Genomic DNA, 16,022 nt, shown 5'->3' on the forward strand with positions numbered 1-16,022 from the left:
GACCTCAACGCGGCTCGTAGTAGTTCGGCTCCGCCGCATAGGACCGGTCCGCAACGGTGGACCGATCCGGGCCGAGGCTCGCCTGGGCCTCGCAGGCGTAGGGGTCGAGGGCGCGGCCGGCGGGGGCGAACACGTAGCGGCCGGGACAGGCGCCGACGCGCGGCGGGCGGCCGGTCGCCGCGAACATGTCGTGGCCCTGCTTCAGCATGACCCAGAACGGCATGTTCGGGTTGTCCGCGTGCCGGATCATGTTGCTCTCGGTCATGCGGAACGGAAACGCCTGGATCGGCACGCTGGTCTGGCCGTTCAGCAGCGCCTCGCGCACGAGCCCGTAGATCTCTTCCATGTTCTTATGGGTCATGGCGTAGCAGCCGACCGACTTGCAGCCGCCGTGCACCATCAGATGGCTGCCGGTGCGGCCGAGGGAGCGATCGAAGGCGTTGGGAAAGCCGACGTCGAAGGCGAGATGGTTGCGCGAGAACGGATTCAGGCTCTTCGCCGAGATCTCGTAGAAGCCCTCGGGCGCCTGGCGGTCGCCTTCGCGGATCTTCGGCCCGAGGGCTCCGGAGAACTTGCAGATCTCGTACGACCGCAGGAGGCCGTAGTGGCCCGCCCTCTCCTGCTTCCAGACCTCGAGGACGCCCTCCTCCTTGAACACGCGGATCAGGATCGGCGCCTGCCGCGGCATGTCGCGGTCCTTCATCAGGCTGACCGTGGCGTAGGAGACCGACCCGGTCTTCACGCGGCGCGCGCGATCGGAGGAGCAGCCGGCGATCGCGAGGGCGAGCCCCGCGAGCATCAGGAGGACGAGCGGATTGCGGCGCGACGAGGCGGCCATGACAAGCTCCGTGCTACGCGGCCGCACAGTGCGGCCAACGGAGAGACGCGCCGCGGACACAACACGCCCACGGCCCCTTTTCCGGCCTTTACCGAGACCGAAAACCAAGTCCGAAGCTTTCCTAGAATCTTTAACGAACGATGAAACTTTCGTGTTGCGCCGCCACGGCGCGCCGCTGTCCGCTGGCGCCTCACGCTGTTAAGAAAGCAGCGAGCGCTCGGGGCCTATATCAAGACGTTACGAGAGGTCGCCGGTGCGCCTGCAGCAGGTCTTGTCCGTTTTTGGCATTCGCTCCAGGCTGATCATTCTGGTCACCGGCGTCGTGCTGCCGCTGCTGGCGTTGCTCATCGTCGGGGCGATCGACGATCGCCGGCTGGCCATCGAGCGCGCCACGGACGACGTGCGCGCCACCGCGCGTCTCGTCGCCGAACGGCAGTCGCAGGTTTTCGACGACGCCGTCGTGCTGCTCTCGACGTTGTCGGCGCTCGCTGAACTCGACGCCGCCGGTTCGGCGGAGTGCGGCGGGCTGGTCGCGAGAGCCGCGGACCGCAACAAGCAATTCATGACCATCGGCGTGGTCGACCGCAGCGGCGACATCGTTTGCCACAGCCGGCTGGACAAGCGCGTCCGCTTTACGGATGTGGAACTGCTCGCTCAGGCGCTGGGCGCGCGCCCCGGCGACACGATGATCGGACGACTGGTGATCGGCAGGGTGAGCGGACGCCCGACGATCGCCGTCGCCACGCCGACGAGCAGGGACGGCGCGACCGTGGACGGCATGCTGTTCGCCTCGATCGATCTGAGCGCGTTGAGCGATCTCGCGGACAAATCCGACCAGGGCGGAGCCCTCAGCGTGTCCGTCATCGACGCGCGGGACGGGAAGGTCGTCGCCGGATCCGGCGCGCTTCGTCGGCTCATCAACACGTCGATCGAAGGTCATCCTTTGCTCACCGCCCTCGTCGCGGCGCGCTACGAAGGCACGGCGGAGGTGCGGGGGCTCGACGGCGTCGACGAGATCGTCGGCTTTGCTCCCGTCCGGATCCAGGGATTGTCCCGCCCTGTGATCGTCGTCGGGGCGCCCCTGGACGCGGTCCTGAGGGACGCCGCGGCGATTGCGGCGAAGCGTCTTGCGATCGCGCTCTTCGTCGCGCTCGTCGCGCTGCTCGCCGCTTGGTTTCTCGGATACTGGACGCTGGCTCGTCCGATCCGGCTGTTGACCGGCGTCGCCGAACAGATCGGCGCCGGCGATCTCACGGCCCGGACGCGCATCGGAGCCTTCCAGCCCGCAGAGATCCGCGTGCTCGGCGCAACGCTCAACGAGACCGCCGAACGGCTGTTGGCCGCCAAGCATCGGCTCCAGTCGCTCGCGGACGAGGACGGGCTCACCGGACTGGCGAACCGCCGCCGCTTCGACGCTGAAATGAAGGCCGCCTGCGCCCAGGCGGAGCGGGACGGCGGCTCGCTCTCCACGCTGCTCATCGACGTCGACCATTTCAAATCGTTCAACGACAACTTCGGCCATCTGGCGGGAGACGACGCTCTGCGCCGGATCGGCGCCGCGATCCGGGCCTGCGCCAATCGCCCTGGCGACGTCGCCGCGCGCTACGGCGGCGAGGAGTTCGCCGTGATCCTGCCGAACACCGGCGCGGACGGCGCGGCGTCGGTCGCCGCCCGCATCCTGTCGAGCGTGCGGGACCTCAGGATCGCGCATGGCGGGGCGCCGGGCGGCGTCGCGACGGTCAGCATCGGCAGCGCGTCGTCGTCGCCGACGCGCCGCGGCGCGCTCACCCCGGAGATGTTCGTGCGGACCGCCGACGAGGCGCTCTACGCGGCCAAGGCCGGCGGCCGGAACCAGCACGCCTTCGGCCAGGGCCCGGGACTGGCCTTGGTTCCCCGCGCCGAGGGCGCCTGAGACCGCGCTACTGCACGTCGGGCGTTTCTTCGGTCCGGGCGGCTGCGGTCTGGGTGCTGAGCGCCGCGATCAGCGCCTCCATGAACGGCCTCGGCTTCCTGTCGAGATCGAGCACGCCGGACGGATTGTGCAAAGCGGCGGCCTTGGGCTGCGACAGCCCCATCTCCCAGCCCCAGGTGTCCAGCAGGGGATAGAGCGTATAGCCGAGCAGTGGCACACCCTGCTCCATCGCGGCCGCGCACTCGAGCAGCATCTGCTGATGCCAGCGCGCGCCGTAGCTGTAGTAGGGCGTGCCCGTCTCGCCGATCATCATCGGCAGCCGATAGCGGTCGTAGTAAGCCATCAGCAGGGGATAGAGCCCGACCCGTTCGCCGGACTGCACCTGCGCGGCGTAGAGCTGCGGCTCGGGCGACAGCCAGGCGCCGCTCGCCGCGCCGGCGGCCTCGTTGTGCGCGTAGTAATCCGCTGCGAACACCGTCTCCGACGTCATCGTCTTGCCGAACGCGCGCCGCAAATCATTGTGAAGGGCGCGGAGATCGCGCAGCCGCTCGACGAGACGGTCCCGAGCACGGGACTGCGCGGCCGGGTCCTCCTCCGCTCCGACGTAGTGAAGCGCGAGCCAATCCAGCGGGGTGTGCGCCGTCTCGGGCTTCAGCCGGGCGACCGCGACGAGCCGTGACGGCGCCGCCGCGGCGAAGCGGTCGAGGTCGGCGTCCATCAGCCAGGGGTGACCGAGAATGAGGTCGCTCGGGAAGAAACGGACGACGCGGTCGAACGCCACCCGGGCGGGCTTCGTCACCACCGCCTCGGTGTGCATGAACACCACGTCCTGCGGCCGGCGGCGGCGTTCAGCCTCGATGGCGATCCGCGCCTTCAGCGCGCCGATGGCCACCTGGAACGCGCGCTCGACATAGATCACGTCATGTTCGGCCGATCCCCAGCCGGGAAAGCCGCCGTGCCACATCTCGCTGTTGAAGCCGATGGTGGTCTCGGGCTCGTTCACAAGCGTCACCGCCTTGATCGCGCCGCCATAGCGCGCGAAGGCCGCGCCTGCGAACCGCGCGAAGTAATCCGGCCATTCGGGATGCAGGTAGTAGCTCGCACGCGGGTCGGTTCGGCCGTCCGGGCCGATCATCCGGAAGCGGTCTTCGACCCCGAAGTGATGCATGTCCAGGCTGACGTTGATCCCGGCGCCCACGAAGTCGCCGATCAGCGCGTCGTGCTCCGCCCAGCTCTCGGGATGGTCGAGGTCGATGTCGTGGTTCGCGAGGCCGAGGCGCACGTTCGTCAGCCCGAGCGTCTGCAGTTCGTCCGTCACCGCGCGGCGGACCGACGCGTCGAACAGGTCCTGATCCCGCAAGGCGTTCCAGCGGTAGTCCTCGGACCGGGTCAGCGGGTTCGCCGTCTCGACGCCGGTCCAGAGCAGGCTGCGCGACGTGTTCTCGCCGATCAGACGCTCATAGGCCTTGATCGTCGCGTCCTGGAGCGCGCGCTCCCACCGGGACGAGCGCTGGAGCTCGATCTTCGGAAAAGACAGCGGGGTCGGATCCACGAACGGGTTCGTCTCGGCCGGCGCGGCGAGGGCGTCCTGTTTTTGTGAGGCCCAGTCGGCGAGCCAGGCGTGCTGAGCCGCGGCGGGAGAGCTTGCGGCGACGGCGCACGCCAGCACGACCGCCGGGAAGGTCGAATATCCAGACGTCAAAAAGGGGCTTCCACAACACGTCAATCATGATCGGGCGACAAACCTGTCATCCCGGTCCCGGCCGCGAAACCCTCGGGCGGCCGCTCTCACGGCATTGCGAAGGGCTTTTGCTGCGACGCAGCGTCGCGAAACCGAACGCGTCGGCGCGCGTTCAGCAATCGTGACAAAAAGAGGGCGATATGGCGAAGACCGGCGGACGCGGCGCAAGCGCCGACATGGTGGCGGCGGGAGCGGCGCTGGTGGCGATCGGGACCGTCGCGCGCGCGGCCATGGCGCAATGGCCGCACCTCGCGCCGCCGTTCGCGCGCCGTGGACGGGCTGCGGCCGCCTCCGATCGGCGTCTGCCGGCGGAGCCTACGGACGCCCCAGCCGCCCGGACTGAAACGCGCGGCCCGGTCGATCCGCGCGGCAAGACCGCGGACGCCCCGATCCGCATCCCGCCGCGGGGCTGGAAGGAGATCGGTTTCCGGGTGTTCCAGCAGATGACCGAGGATCGCCTGCTCGCGGTCGCCGCGGGCGTGACGTTCTACGCGCTGCTCGCCCTGTTCCCGGCGATCGTCGCACTGGTGTCGCTCTACGGCCTGACCGCGGATCTTACGACCCTGGACGGCCATCTCGACGCCTTCGCCGGCGTGGTGCCGGCGTCTTCGCTCGGCTTCGTGCGCGAACAGGTGGCGCGGATCGTGACGAAGAGCGACGGCGCGCTGGGCTTCGCCTTCGCCTTCGGTCTCGGCGTAGCGCTCTGGAGCGCGAACGCCGGCATGAAAGCCATGTTCGACGCGTTGAACGTGGTCTACGGCGAGCGCGAGAAGCGCTCCTTCGTCATGCTCAACCTGCTGTCGCTGCTGTTCACCGCCGGCGCGCTGGTGTTCGTCCTGCTGGCCTTCAACGCCGTCGTGGTCCTGCCGATCGTGCTGTCCTACGTCGGCCTCGGCGGCGCGGAGCCGCTGCTCTCGCTCGGCCGTTGGCCGGCTCTCCTGCTGGTGGTGATCCTCGGGCTGTCGGTGCTCTACCGCTTCGGACCAAGCCGTAGCCCGGCGCGGTGGCGCTGGATCACGCCGGGGTCTTTGCTCGCGTCGGGGCTCTGGATCGCCGGTTCGCTCGCCTTCTCCTGGTACGCGGAGAACATCGCGACCTACAACGAGACCTACGGCTCGCTCGGCGCGGCGATCGGCTTCATGACCTGGATCTGGATGTCGGGGATCGTGGTACTGCTCGGCGGGGAACTCAACGCCGAGATCGAGCACCAGACCGAGGTGGACAGCACGACGGGCCGGCCGCGCCCCCTCGGCGCGCGCGGCGCGCAGATGGCGGACACCGTCGCCCCCTGAGCGAAGACGGAACGGAACGCCGAAGGCGCGGGTTCTTCAAGGTAGGGCGCGAAAGACGCCCCCTTTAGAACCCGGGAGACCCTCATGCGCACCAGCGCCCTTCTCGCCGCGGCCTTGCTTGCAAGCTCGACCGCGGCCGGAAACGCCGCCCCGCCGAAGGTGGCGGCCTTCGACTTTGAACTCTACGACACCAGCACCGAGGGCGATCTCAACGGCCCACGCGCCGACGAGGCCCAGCGCATCGCCGAGGTGACCGAGCAGATTCGCGACTTCCTGAAGTCCCAGAAGCTCGATCTGGTGGACACCGCGCCCGCCAAGGCCCAGGTCGACGCGCAGGTGTTGCGCACCTGCGGCGACTGCCCGGCGGAGATCGCCAAGTCGCTCGGCGCCGACTACGCGCTGATGGGCTACGTCCAGAAGGTCTCGAACCTCATCCTGAACATCAACGTCGAGATCCGCGACGCGAAGACCGGCGAGGTCGTGCGCAAGGGCAGTGTCGACATCCGTGGCAACAACCACGAGTCGTGGCGTCACGGCGCCAGCTACCTCATGCGCAACCAGATCTTCAAGACGCCGCTGGCGCCCGCGGCGGGTTAGCCGCCGGCCGCTCCGTCGGCCCTCACTTCATGGTCGGGATCGAGAATTCCGCGCCCGCCTTGACGCCGCTCGGCCAGCGCGAGGTGACGGTCTTGGTCTTGGTGTAGAACCGGAACGCGTCCGGGCCATGCTGGTTCAGGTCGCCCATTCCCGAGCGCTTCCAGCCGCCGAAGGTGTGGTAGGCGATCGGCACCGGGATCGGCACGTTGACGCCGACCATGCCGACTTCGACCCGCGCTGCGAAGTCCCGCGCGGCGTCGCCGTCACGGGTGAAGATCGCGACGCCGTTGCCGTAGGAATGCGTCGTCGGTAGCGCCAGCGCCTGTTCGTAGTCCTTGGCGCGGACCACCGAGAGCACCGGGCCGAAGATCTCCTCCTTGTAGATCGTCATCTCGGGCGTCACGCGGTCGAACAGGCAGCCGCCGAGATAAAACCCGTTCTCGTAGCCCTGCAGCTTGAAGCCGCGGCCGTCGACGGCGAGCTCTGCGCCTTCCGAAACGCCGGTCTCGACGTAACGCGTCACGCGCTCCACCGCCTCGCGGGTGACGAGCGGGCCGTAATCGGCCGAGCCGTCCGTCGAGGGCCCGATTTTCAGCGACTCCACCCGCGGAACCAGCCGCTCCATCAGCGCGTCGGCGGTCTTCTCGCCCACCGGCACCGCGACCGAGATCGCCATGCAGCGCTCGCCGGCCGAGCCGTAGCCGGCGCCGATCAGCGCGTCGACCGCCTGGTCGAGGTCGGCGTCCGGCATGACGATCATGTGGTTCTTGGCGCCGCCGAAGCACTGGGCGCGCTTCCCCGTCTGCGCCGCGCGGACGTAGATGTACTCCGCGATCGCCGAGGAGCCGACGAAGCCGACCGCCTTGATGTCCTGGTCCTCCAGGATGGCGTCGACCGCCGTCTTGTCGCCGTTGACGACGTTCAGCACGCCGGCCGGCAACCCGGCCTCGAGGAACAGCTCCGCGATCCGCATGGGCACGGAGGGGTCGCGCTCGGAGGGCTTCAGGATGAAGGCGTTGCCGCAGGCGAGGGCCGGGGCCGCCTTCCACAGTGGGATCATCGCCGGGAAGTTGAACGGCGTGATGCCGGCGACCACGCCCAGGGGCTGCCGCATGGAGTAGACGTCGATGCCCGTACCGGCGCTGTCGGTGTACTCGCCCTTGAGCAGGTGCGGCGCGCCGATCGCGAACTCCACCACCTCGAGGCCGCGCTGGATGTCGCCCTTGGCGTCCGGCACCGTCTTGCCATGCTCGCTCGCGAGCAGCTCGGCCAGAGCGTCGTACTCGTCGCGCACGAGCTCCAGGAACCGCATCATGACCCGCGCGCGCTTCTGCGGGTTCTGGGCCGCCCAGCCGCGCTGGGCCTCCTTGGCGTTCTCGACCGCGGCGCGCATCTCGGCGGCGCTCGCCAGCGCCACCTGGGCCTGCACGTCGCCGGTGCTCGGATGAAAGACGTCGGCGAAGCGCCCGCTGGTCCCCTCGACGCGACGGCCCCCGATGAAATGACCGATCTGACGCATGCCGTTCTCCCTTGGCGGTTCTTGACGCGTTGGGACGGACCTTAGCCCGGCCTGTGCGGCGGCTGAACAGCGGTTCTCGACGATCGGCCATGACCGATCACACCACGTGGATGCTTTTAGCGCCCTCTCCGCCGAAGGCGCGCCTCCGCCAAACGGGCCGATGCGGCAACTAATTGCTGTCGCGCGATAACCCCCTCCTGTCTCCTCACCTCAAGGACATCGCGTTCAGGAGCGAACCCCCATGGATCACGGCCTCGCCGCGCTGGTCGCGCCGCCGCCCTTCGACCCGGCCGACGCGCCGGAGGCCGTGACCGTCGCGCGCGGCGGGCTCGACCTCCGGCTGACGTTCCGCGACGGCGCGGAGGCCACGGTCGCCGCCGAGGCGCTGCGCCTGAACTGCCGCTGCGCCTGGTGCACCCGCGCCCGGATCGAGGATCGCTTCCCCGCGCGCTTCGAGGCGGTCGCCGTGACCGACGTGAAGCTGATCGGCGGCTACGCCGCGCACCTCAGCTTCTCCGACGGCCACGACCGGGGGATCTACCCCTGGACCTACATCCGTCGGCTGGCCGAAGGCGACGCCGCGGCGCCTGCGCCCGCCCGCGCCGCCTGAGACCGCCACGCCCTCACCAGACAGACGAGACGCCCCATGACCGACATCAAGACCGAGATCATCGAGGCCGACATCCTGGTCATTGGCGGCGGCACCGGCGGCCCGATGGCGGCCATCAAGGCCAAGGAGGCGAATCCCGGCCTCAAGGTCGTGCTGATGGAGAAGGCCAACGTGAAGCGCTCCGGCGCGATCTCCATGGGCATGGACGGGCTGAACAACGCCGTCGTGCCGGGCTACGCCACGCCCGAGCAATACGTGAAGGAGATCACCGTCGCCAACGACGGCATCGTCAATCAGAAGGCGGTGATGGCCTACGCCACCGGCTCCTTCCCGATGATCCAGTATCTCGACAAGCTGGGCGTCAAGTTCGAGAAGGACGGCTCCGGCGAATACAACATGCGCAAGGTCCACCACATGGGGACCTACGTTCTGCCCATGCCGGAAGGTCACAACGTCAAGAAGGTGCTGTACCGGCAGCTTCGCCGCCTGCAGGTGGCGGTGACCAACCGCTACATGGCCACACGCCTGCTCAAGAGCCCGGACGGCCGCATCGCCGGCGCGGTCGGCGTCAACACCCGCACCTCCGAGTTCCTGGTGGTGAAGGCCAAGGCCGTGGTGCTCGCCTGCGGCGCCGCCGGCCGGCTCGGCCTGCCGGCCTCCGGCTACATGTTCGGCACCTACGAGAACGCGGCGAACTGCGGCGACGGCTACGCCATGGCCTATCATGCCGGCGCCCAGCTCGCGAACCTCGAGTGCTACCAGATCAACCCGCTGATCAAGGACTACAACGGCCCGTCCTGCGCTTACGTCACCGGCCCGTTCGGCGGTTACACCGCCAACAACAAGGGCGACCGCTTCATCGAGTGCGACTACTGGTCAGGCCAGATGATGCTGGAGTTCTGGCGCGAGCTGCAGAGCGGAAACGGCCCCGTCTACCTCAAGATGGACCACCTCGCCGAGGAGACCATCTCCGAGATCGAGACCATCCTGCACACCAACGAGCGCCCCTCCCGCGGCCGCTTCCACGAGAAGCGCGGCAACGACTACCGCAAGCGGCCGGTCGAGATGCACATCTCGGAGATCGGGTTCTGTTCGGGCCACTCGGCCTCGGGCGTGTGGGTCGACGAGAACGCCCGCACCACGATCCCCGGCCTCTACGCGGTCGGCGACATGGCGAGCGTGCCGCACAACTACATGCTGGGCGCCTTCGTGAACGGCGGCATCGCCGGCCGTGACGCCGCCGAGTACTGCGCGAACGTCGCCATGGCCGATTTCGACGAGGGCTATCTCGCCGCCGAGCAGGAGCGCGTGATGGCGCCGACCCGCCGCTCGGACGGGCTCACGCCGAACGAAATGGAGTTCAAGACCCGCCGTCTCGTGAACGACTACCTCGAGCCGCCGAAGGTCACGGCGAAGATGGAAATCGCGCAGCGCCGCTTCGCGGAGATCCGCGACGACCTGTCGGAGCTCTGCGCCCGCGATCCGCACGAGCTGCTGCGCGCGCTCGAGATGCAGACCATCCTCGACTGCGCCGACATGGCCGCCGCCGCCTCGCTCTACCGCACAGAGAGCCGCTGGGGCTTCTACCACCTCCGCGTCGACCATCCCGAGACCAACGACGACGAGTGGTTCTGCCACACCGTTCTTTACAAGGACGATGAGGGCCGGGTGGCCCACGCCAAGCGCGAGGTCGACCCCTACGTCGTCGCCGTCGAGGCCGACGAGATGGCCGCCTACCACCAGCTCCGCGTCAAGACGCCGGCCGCGGCCGAGTAAGGACGAGACCCATGCCGATCATCACCCAGGCCAAGAGCGCGGCGGTCGTCATCGACGACGCGAAGTGCATCGCGGAAAAAGGCTGCACCGTCTGCGTGGACGTGTGCCCGCTCGACATCCTCGCGATCGACGAGGGGCGGAAAAAGGCGTTCATGAAGTACGACGAGTGCTGGTACTGCATGCCCTGCGAGGCCGACTGCCCCACCGGCGCGGTCAAGGTCAACATCCCCTACCTGCTGCGCTGAGGGACCAGAACCCATGCCCGCGTTCGACGCCTTCGACGACGATCTCGACGACCTCCGGGAGCGCTGCTCCGACCCCGACGCCGGCGTGCGGCGGGTCGCCATGATGGAGCTCGCCGAGCAGGTGGGCCCGGAGGCGACCGTGCTGCTGCTGAAGGGCCTTGGCGACCCCGACGCGCAGGTGCGCGCCGCCGCCGCCAAGGCGCTCGACGAGCACGACGGCCCCGAGGTCGTCGAAGGCCTCGTCGGCTCGCTGGAGGACCCGGACGACGCGGTGCGCCATGCGGCGGCCGAGACGCTCGCCGACAAGAAGGAGCCCGCCTGCGGCCCGCTGCTGATCGAGCGGGCGGAGCACTCCGATCCCTTCGTGCAGGCGGCGGCGTTGCGGGCGCTCCGTGAACTGACGCTTCCAGACGCGCTGGCCGCGGCGCTGAAGGCGCTCCGCAACCCCTCCCCCGACGTCCGCCGAGAGGGTCTTGGCGTCATCGGCTGGCTGAAGGCCGAGGAGGCAATGCCGGCTCTGATCGCGACCGCCTCCGACTCGGACCCGTCGGTCCGCCGCGCCACCATGTCCGCGCTGGTGTTCGTGCGGCCGGGCGGCCCCGGCGCGACGACGCTCGTGGCGGGGCTCGCCGATCCACACTGGCAGGTGCGCGAGGAGGCGGCGATCGTCTCCGCGAAGATCCGGCTGCCGGAAGCGACGACGGCGCTCATCGGCGCCCTGTCCGACGACGCCTGGCAGGTCCGCGTGAAGGCCGCGAACGCCCTCGGCCGGCTGCGCGCGGAGAGCGCGGTCGAGCCGCTGGCCAAGGGCCTCGACAGCGAGATCCCGAACCTGCGCAAGGAATCCGCCGCGGCCTTGGGCGAGATCGCCGCTCCCGCCGCGCTACCCTGGCTGGAGCGCGCGATGGACGATCCCGACCCCGACGTCCGCAAGCTCATCCGCTGGGCGATCGGCCGCTGCCAGGGCGCCTGATCCCGCTAAGCGACGCTTGAAATGAAAAAGCCGTCGGAGCGCCCCTCCGGCGGCTTCTTCGCATCGGCGCGGTCACGAAGCCGCGCCGCGCGCTGCGGCTCATTGGAATCAAAACAATCCTATGCTCTGCTGCGTCGCACCACGTGCGACGTCGGGAGATCCGCGATGCAGCAGACCGTCCCTCTGGCCTGGCCTCCCCAGCTCCGCCCGCAGGCCGCCGCGGAGCCCGCGCGCGCCTCCGCGCTTCTGCTCGCCGACAGCGAGGCTCCCGAGCGCGGCCCCAAGCCGATGCTCAATGGGCTGACGGACCGCGAGACCGCGCTGGTGATGGAGCGCGCCCGTCGCCGGGTGCTCTACCGCGGCGCTACGCTGTTCACCCAGGAGACCCCGCACGACGGCATCTGGTTGATCGAGACCGGCCGCATCCGCGTGTTCTACGCCGCCCCCACGGGTCGCGAGATCACCCTCGCGTACTGGTACCCCGGCAATTTCGTCGGCGGCCCCGAGGTGTTCGGCGCCGGCCAGCACTGCTGGTCCGGCATGGCCGCCAGCAACAGTTCGGTGCTGCACCTGCCCGGCCGCACGCTGAAGGAGCTTGTCACCCAGATCCCGACGCTCGCCGTCAACGTGATCGAGGGCGTCGCGTTCAAGGGCAAGTGCTACTCGGCGCTGGCGCAGATGCTCGGCACCCGCTCGATCACCGAGCGGCTGTCGCACCTCCTGCTCCACCTCGCCGACCTCTACGGCGTCGAGGAGGAGGACGGCGGGGTCGCGATCGCGGCCGCCTTCACCCATGCCGACCTCGCCCACATGGTGGGCGCGACGCGGCAGTGGATCACGATCAGCCTGAAGCGCATGAGCGCTCAAGGCGTGCTGGAGGTCCGCCGCTCGCAGATCGTGCTGCGCAAACCCGACGTGCTGGCGCAGATGAAGAGCGGCGGCGACGCCTGACCTCTTTGAAGACGGCGGCGACGGAGCGCTGACGACGCCGGGCCGCCGTTTTCGGTTTTGACCGAAGCGACAAACGCCACAGCTGCTTTCGGACAACGGGTTCGACGGCCGCGGCGGTCGTTCGGGTCGCGTGCGGCGCGCCCCAAGCCTTGCCCCAACCACGCACGTCCATCCAGCAGGACGGCGCGTTTTTAGGCGGGCCCGCTTTCTTGGCAACTAATCAACCACGATCGGCCATCTCCGTTTGATCCTCGGCGGGTTCGGACCGGATCATCCCTGTGTCGGGACGCCCCGGCGGATGACCCCAGCTTCCAACGAGGTGAGCCATGGCCTTCCCGACCTTCTCCCGCACGGCGGCCTCGCTCGCCGCGCTGATCGCGGCGGGCGCCAGCCTCGCCGCGCCCGCCTCCGCCGAAACGCTGATCGTCGGCATCGGCACGCAGGACACCACGACCAACACCGTCACCACCGGCGTGGTGCTCCGCGAGCTCAAGCTGATCGAGAAGCACCTGCCGAAGGACGGCAAGTACGCCGGCCTCGACATCAAGCTCGACTGGCAGAACTTCACCTCCGGACCGCCGGTGACCAACGGCATGATGGCCGGGAAGCTGCAGTTCGGCGCCATGGGCGACTATCCGCTCGTCGTGAACGGCTACACCTTCCAGTCCAATCCCGAGAGCAAGACCCAGCTCATCTCGGTCGCGGCCTACAACCTCGACGGCTCCGGCAACGGCGTCGTGGTGCACGAGGACTCGCCCTACTTCGCGCTCGCGGACCTCAAGGGGAAGGTCGTCAGCGTCCCCTTCGGCTCCGCCGCCCACGGCATGCTGCTGAAGGCGATGCAGGACGCCAAGATGCCGAAGGACTTCTTCACGCTGGTGAGCCAAAGCCCCGAGGTCGGCTCCACCAACCTGAAGGAGCAGAAGATCGACGCCCACGCCGACTTCGTGCCCTTCGCCGAGCTGCTGCCGTTCCGCGGCTTCGCCCGCAAGGTGTTCGACGGCGTGCAGACCAACCTGCCGACCTGGCACGGCGTGGTCGCGCGCACCGACTTCGCCGAAAAATACCCGGAGATCGTCGACGCCTATCTGCAGGCGGTGCTCGACGCCAACGAGTGGGTGAAGAGCGACCCGAAGCGCGCCGCCGAAAAGATCTCGGAGTGGACCGGGACCGACAAGGAGGTCGTCTACATCTTCCTCGGCCCCGGCGGCATCATGACGCTCGACCCCACGCTCAAGGCGCCGCTGATCGCGGCCGCCAAGGAGGACGTGAAGGTCCTGCAGAGCCTCGACCGCATCAAGACGCCGTTCGACGTCGACCCCTGGGTCAACGACGGCTATCTCCGCGCCGCCTTCAAGGCCCGCGGCCTCGACTACAACGCCGCCGTGGCGAGCACCGCGAACTACGAGGTGACCGGCGAAGACGCCTTCTGCAAGAAGCCGATCTCCGAGCCGCGGAAGGCCGGAGAGATCTGGGTGAAGGACGGCGACATCCTGGCGTTCTCCAGCGCCTCCTGCACGCTCGCGGCCTACCGCGACATGCAGACCAAGGGCACGGCGATGAACGTCGCCTACGTGTTCGACGCCGCCCGCGGCATCAAGCTGTTCGCCGACAAGGCGTTCTACGTGATCGATCCGAAGGCGGGCGTCACCCCCTTCATGCTGAAGCAGGACGCCGAGGCCTTCGCGACGACGTCCGGCGGCAAGGTCGCGCCGTTCGAAGACGCGCTGACCGCCGCGACCGCGGGTTGAGGCGCATGCAGACCGCCGCCCTCTCATCGTCCCGCGAGACGCCTCCCCCGGCGGCGCGCGAGACGGCCCGTCCGGCCGCGGCCCCCACGGCGCCACGGCCGGCCCCCCTTCTGCGCATGGTCCGCCGGCACCGCGGCGAAATCCGCGCCGTCCTGGTCGGCGCGCTCTCGGTCGCGGCCTTCGTGCTGGCCTGGCACCTGCTCACCACCTACCGGGTGAACCTCTACGTCCGCTTCATGAACGTGCCGTCCCCCGCCGACGTGCTGGAGAGCGCGCGGACCGCCTTCGCGACGTCGACCTTCTTCCAGCACGTCGCCATCAGCTGCCGGCGCATCCTCTATGGCTTCCTGCTCGCAGCGGCCGTCGCCGTGCCGCTCGGCCTGCTGATGGGGCGCTTCAAGCTGCTCAGCGAGATCGTGTTCCCGGTCACCGAGGTGCTGCGGCCGATCCCCGCCATCGCCTGGGTGCCGATGGCGATCATGCTGTGGCCGACCAACGAGCAGTCGATCGTGTTCATCACCTTCCTGGGCTCGTTCTTCCCCATCCTGCTCAACACCCTGCACGGCATGGCGACCGTCGATCCCGTGCTGGTGCGCGCCGCCCGCTGCCTCGGCGCGACCGAGGCCGCGACCTTCCGTGAGGTCTACCTGCCGGCGACCCTGCCGCAGATCTTCACCGGGCTCACCGTCGGCATGGGCGTCGCCTGGGTGTCGCTGATCGCGGCGGAGATGATCTCCGGCCAGTTCGGCATCGGCTATTTCACGTGGGAGGCCTACAGTCTGGTCCAATACTCCGACATCGCGCTCGGCATGCTGGCGATCGGCGTGCTCGGCCTCGCCTCGAGCTGGGCGATCCGGCTGGTCGGCCGGCTCCTGATGCCATGGAGCGCACGATGACCGCCGCGGCTCAACTGCTCGACTCGGGTCCGACGCCCTACGCGCCGCCCAAGACCACCAAGGGACGCGTGGAGGTCCGCGGCTTCGGCCTGACCTACGACACCGCCGACGGCGCGACCGACGCCGTCTCCAGCGTCGATCTGACGGTGGAGCCCGGCGAGTTCGTCTCGATCATCGGCCCTTCCGGCTGCGGCAAGTCCACGCTGCTGAACGCGCTCGCCGGGTTCCTGAAGCCCACGCGCGGGATCGTCACGGTCGACGGCGAGCCGATCACCGGCCCCAGCGCCGACCGCGGCATGATCTTCCAGCAGTACTCGCTGTTCCCCTGGAAGACCGTGCGGGAGAACGTCGAGTTCGGGCTGAAGATGAAGGGCATGGGCCGGTCCGAGCGGGCCCGTGCGGCGCGCACGCTGCTGGGGCTCGCAGGGCTCACCCCGTTCGAGAACCACTACCCCGACCGCCTGTCCGGCGGCATGAAACAGCGCGTCGGCATCGTCCGCGCGCTCGCCACCGGCCCACGCATCCTGCTGCTCGACGAACCCTTCGGCGCGCTCGACGCCCAGACGCGGCTGATCATGCAGCAGATCCTCACCAACATGTGGCAGCGGCTGAAGATCTCGGTGCTGTTCGTGACCCACGACCTCGACGAGGCGATTTTCCTGTCGGACCGCATCTATGTGATGACCGCGCGGCCGGGCGAGATCAAAGCCGAGATCGCGGTTCCGCTGCCCCGACCGCGCCTGCCGGCGATGACCATGTCCTCCGAATTTCTGGCGCTCCGCCGCGGCCTGATGTCGCTCATCCGCGAGGAGAGCCTGAAGGCCATGGGCGGCGAACTTACGGCCGACGGCCTGCAGGGCCTCGCGATCAACCTCGAGGGCCAGGACGTGTTCCGCGCGCTGTGAGCGGAACCGATCTGCA

The 16,022-nt window shown here is 69.0% G+C and carries 14 protein-coding genes; 11 read left to right on the forward strand and 3 right to left on the reverse strand.

Annotation, left to right across the window (positions count from 1 at the left end; translation table 11 throughout):
• Positions 1-4: 4 nt before the first annotated feature.
• Complete coding sequence (locus K244_RS21620; RefSeq protein WP_020185696.1) at positions 5-838, reverse strand: murein L,D-transpeptidase family protein; 834 nt, start codon at positions 836-838, stop codon at positions 5-7.
• Between the two features lie 253 nt (positions 839-1,091).
• On the opposite strand from K244_RS21620, the gene K244_RS22600 reads away from it, so the two are divergent.
• Positions 1,092-2,750, forward strand: a complete 1,659-nt coding sequence (locus K244_RS22600) for a diguanylate cyclase (protein WP_020185697.1) — start codon at positions 1,092-1,094, stop codon at positions 2,748-2,750.
• Positions 2,751-2,757: 7 nt separating this feature from the next.
• On the opposite strand, the gene K244_RS0107815 is transcribed toward K244_RS22600, so the two are convergent.
• A complete protein-coding gene (locus tag K244_RS0107815; RefSeq protein WP_020185698.1) occupies positions 2,758-4,452 on the reverse strand; it encodes a hypothetical protein in 1,695 nt (564 codons plus the stop codon).
• Between the two features lie 179 nt (positions 4,453-4,631).
• Between K244_RS0107815 and K244_RS0107820 the strand changes: the two genes are divergently transcribed.
• Positions 4,632-5,783, forward strand: coding sequence for a YihY/virulence factor BrkB family protein (locus K244_RS0107820; protein ID WP_020185699.1), 1,152 nt, complete (start codon positions 4,632-4,634; stop codon positions 5,781-5,783).
• Between the two features lie 84 nt (positions 5,784-5,867).
• Positions 5,868-6,380 carry a DUF3280 domain-containing protein gene (locus K244_RS0107825; RefSeq protein WP_020185700.1) on the forward strand — a complete coding sequence of 171 codons (513 nt, stop codon included), beginning with the start codon at positions 5,868-5,870 and terminating at the stop codon, positions 6,378-6,380.
• 22 nt (positions 6,381-6,402) lie between these two features.
• Here the strand turns inward: K244_RS0107825 and K244_RS0107830 are convergent, their stop codons facing one another.
• On the reverse strand, positions 6,403-7,899 hold the full coding sequence (locus K244_RS0107830) for a CoA-acylating methylmalonate-semialdehyde dehydrogenase (protein ID WP_020185701.1): 1,497 nt from the start codon (positions 7,897-7,899) through the stop codon (positions 6,403-6,405).
• 241 nt (positions 7,900-8,140) lie between these two features.
• Between K244_RS0107830 and K244_RS0107835 the strand changes: the two genes are divergently transcribed.
• From K244_RS0107835 to K244_RS0107870, 8 genes are all read left to right on the forward strand, one after another.
• Entirely contained in the window at positions 8,141-8,509 is a 369-nt protein-coding gene (locus K244_RS0107835) for a DUF971 domain-containing protein (RefSeq protein ID WP_020185702.1), read from the forward strand.
• Between the two features lie 36 nt (positions 8,510-8,545).
• Positions 8,546-10,285, forward strand: a complete 1,740-nt coding sequence (locus K244_RS0107840; protein WP_020185703.1) for a fumarate reductase/succinate dehydrogenase flavoprotein subunit — start codon at positions 8,546-8,548, stop codon at positions 10,283-10,285.
• Between the two features lie 11 nt (positions 10,286-10,296).
• Positions 10,297-10,530: a 4Fe-4S dicluster domain-containing protein gene (locus tag K244_RS0107845; protein ID WP_020185704.1), complete on the forward strand. Its 234-nt coding sequence runs from the start codon at positions 10,297-10,299 to the stop codon at positions 10,528-10,530.
• Between the two features lie 13 nt (positions 10,531-10,543).
• Positions 10,544-11,503 carry a HEAT repeat domain-containing protein gene (locus K244_RS0107850; protein ID WP_020185705.1) on the forward strand — a complete coding sequence of 320 codons (960 nt, stop codon included), beginning with the start codon at positions 10,544-10,546 and terminating at the stop codon, positions 11,501-11,503.
• Between the two features lie 165 nt (positions 11,504-11,668).
• Positions 11,669-12,454, forward strand: a complete 786-nt coding sequence (locus K244_RS0107855) for a Crp/Fnr family transcriptional regulator (RefSeq protein WP_020185706.1) — start codon at positions 11,669-11,671, stop codon at positions 12,452-12,454.
• A gap of 326 nt (positions 12,455-12,780) precedes the next feature.
• Entirely contained in the window at positions 12,781-14,205 is a 1,425-nt protein-coding gene (locus K244_RS0107860) for an ABC transporter substrate-binding protein (RefSeq protein ID WP_020185707.1), read from the forward strand.
• Between the two features lie 5 nt (positions 14,206-14,210).
• The gene (locus K244_RS0107865; RefSeq protein ID WP_020185708.1) at positions 14,211-15,101 is read left to right on the forward strand and encodes an ABC transporter permease; all 891 of its coding nucleotides are present in this window, start codon (positions 14,211-14,213) and stop codon (positions 15,099-15,101) included.
• Positions 15,098-16,006, forward strand: coding sequence for an ABC transporter ATP-binding protein (locus K244_RS0107870; RefSeq protein WP_024816381.1), 909 nt, complete (start codon positions 15,098-15,100; stop codon positions 16,004-16,006). The genes K244_RS0107865 and K244_RS0107870 overlap by 4 nt, the downstream gene beginning before the upstream one ends.
• The last annotated feature ends 16 nt before the right edge of the window (positions 16,007-16,022 follow it).

This window comes from Methylopila sp. 73B (assembly GCF_000526315.1).
Classification (GTDB): domain Bacteria; phylum Pseudomonadota; class Alphaproteobacteria; order Rhizobiales; family Methylopilaceae; genus Methylopila.

Coding starts and splice junctions, on each gene's coding strand:
- K244_RS21620 (WP_020185696.1), bottom strand. CDS start 838: ATGGCCGCCTCGTCGCGCCGCAATCCGCTCGTCCTCCTGATGCTCGCG.
- K244_RS0107820 (WP_020185699.1), top strand. CDS start 4,632: ATGGCGAAGACCGGCGGACGCGGCGCAAGCGCCGACATGGTGGCGGCG.
- K244_RS0107825 (WP_020185700.1), top strand. CDS start 5,868: ATGCGCACCAGCGCCCTTCTCGCCGCGGCCTTGCTTGCAAGCTCGACC.
- K244_RS0107830 (WP_020185701.1), bottom strand. CDS start 7,899: ATGCGTCAGATCGGTCATTTCATCGGGGGCCGTCGCGTCGAGGGGACC.
- K244_RS0107835 (WP_020185702.1), top strand. CDS start 8,141: ATGGATCACGGCCTCGCCGCGCTGGTCGCGCCGCCGCCCTTCGACCCG.
- K244_RS0107840 (WP_020185703.1), top strand. CDS start 8,546: ATGACCGACATCAAGACCGAGATCATCGAGGCCGACATCCTGGTCATT.
- K244_RS0107845 (WP_020185704.1), top strand. CDS start 10,297: ATGCCGATCATCACCCAGGCCAAGAGCGCGGCGGTCGTCATCGACGAC.
- K244_RS0107850 (WP_020185705.1), top strand. CDS start 10,544: ATGCCCGCGTTCGACGCCTTCGACGACGATCTCGACGACCTCCGGGAG.
- K244_RS0107855 (WP_020185706.1), top strand. CDS start 11,669: ATGCAGCAGACCGTCCCTCTGGCCTGGCCTCCCCAGCTCCGCCCGCAG.
- K244_RS0107860 (WP_020185707.1), top strand. CDS start 12,781: ATGGCCTTCCCGACCTTCTCCCGCACGGCGGCCTCGCTCGCCGCGCTG.
- K244_RS0107865 (WP_020185708.1), top strand. CDS start 14,211: ATGCAGACCGCCGCCCTCTCATCGTCCCGCGAGACGCCTCCCCCGGCG.
- K244_RS0107870 (WP_024816381.1), top strand. CDS start 15,098: ATGACCGCCGCGGCTCAACTGCTCGACTCGGGTCCGACGCCCTACGCG.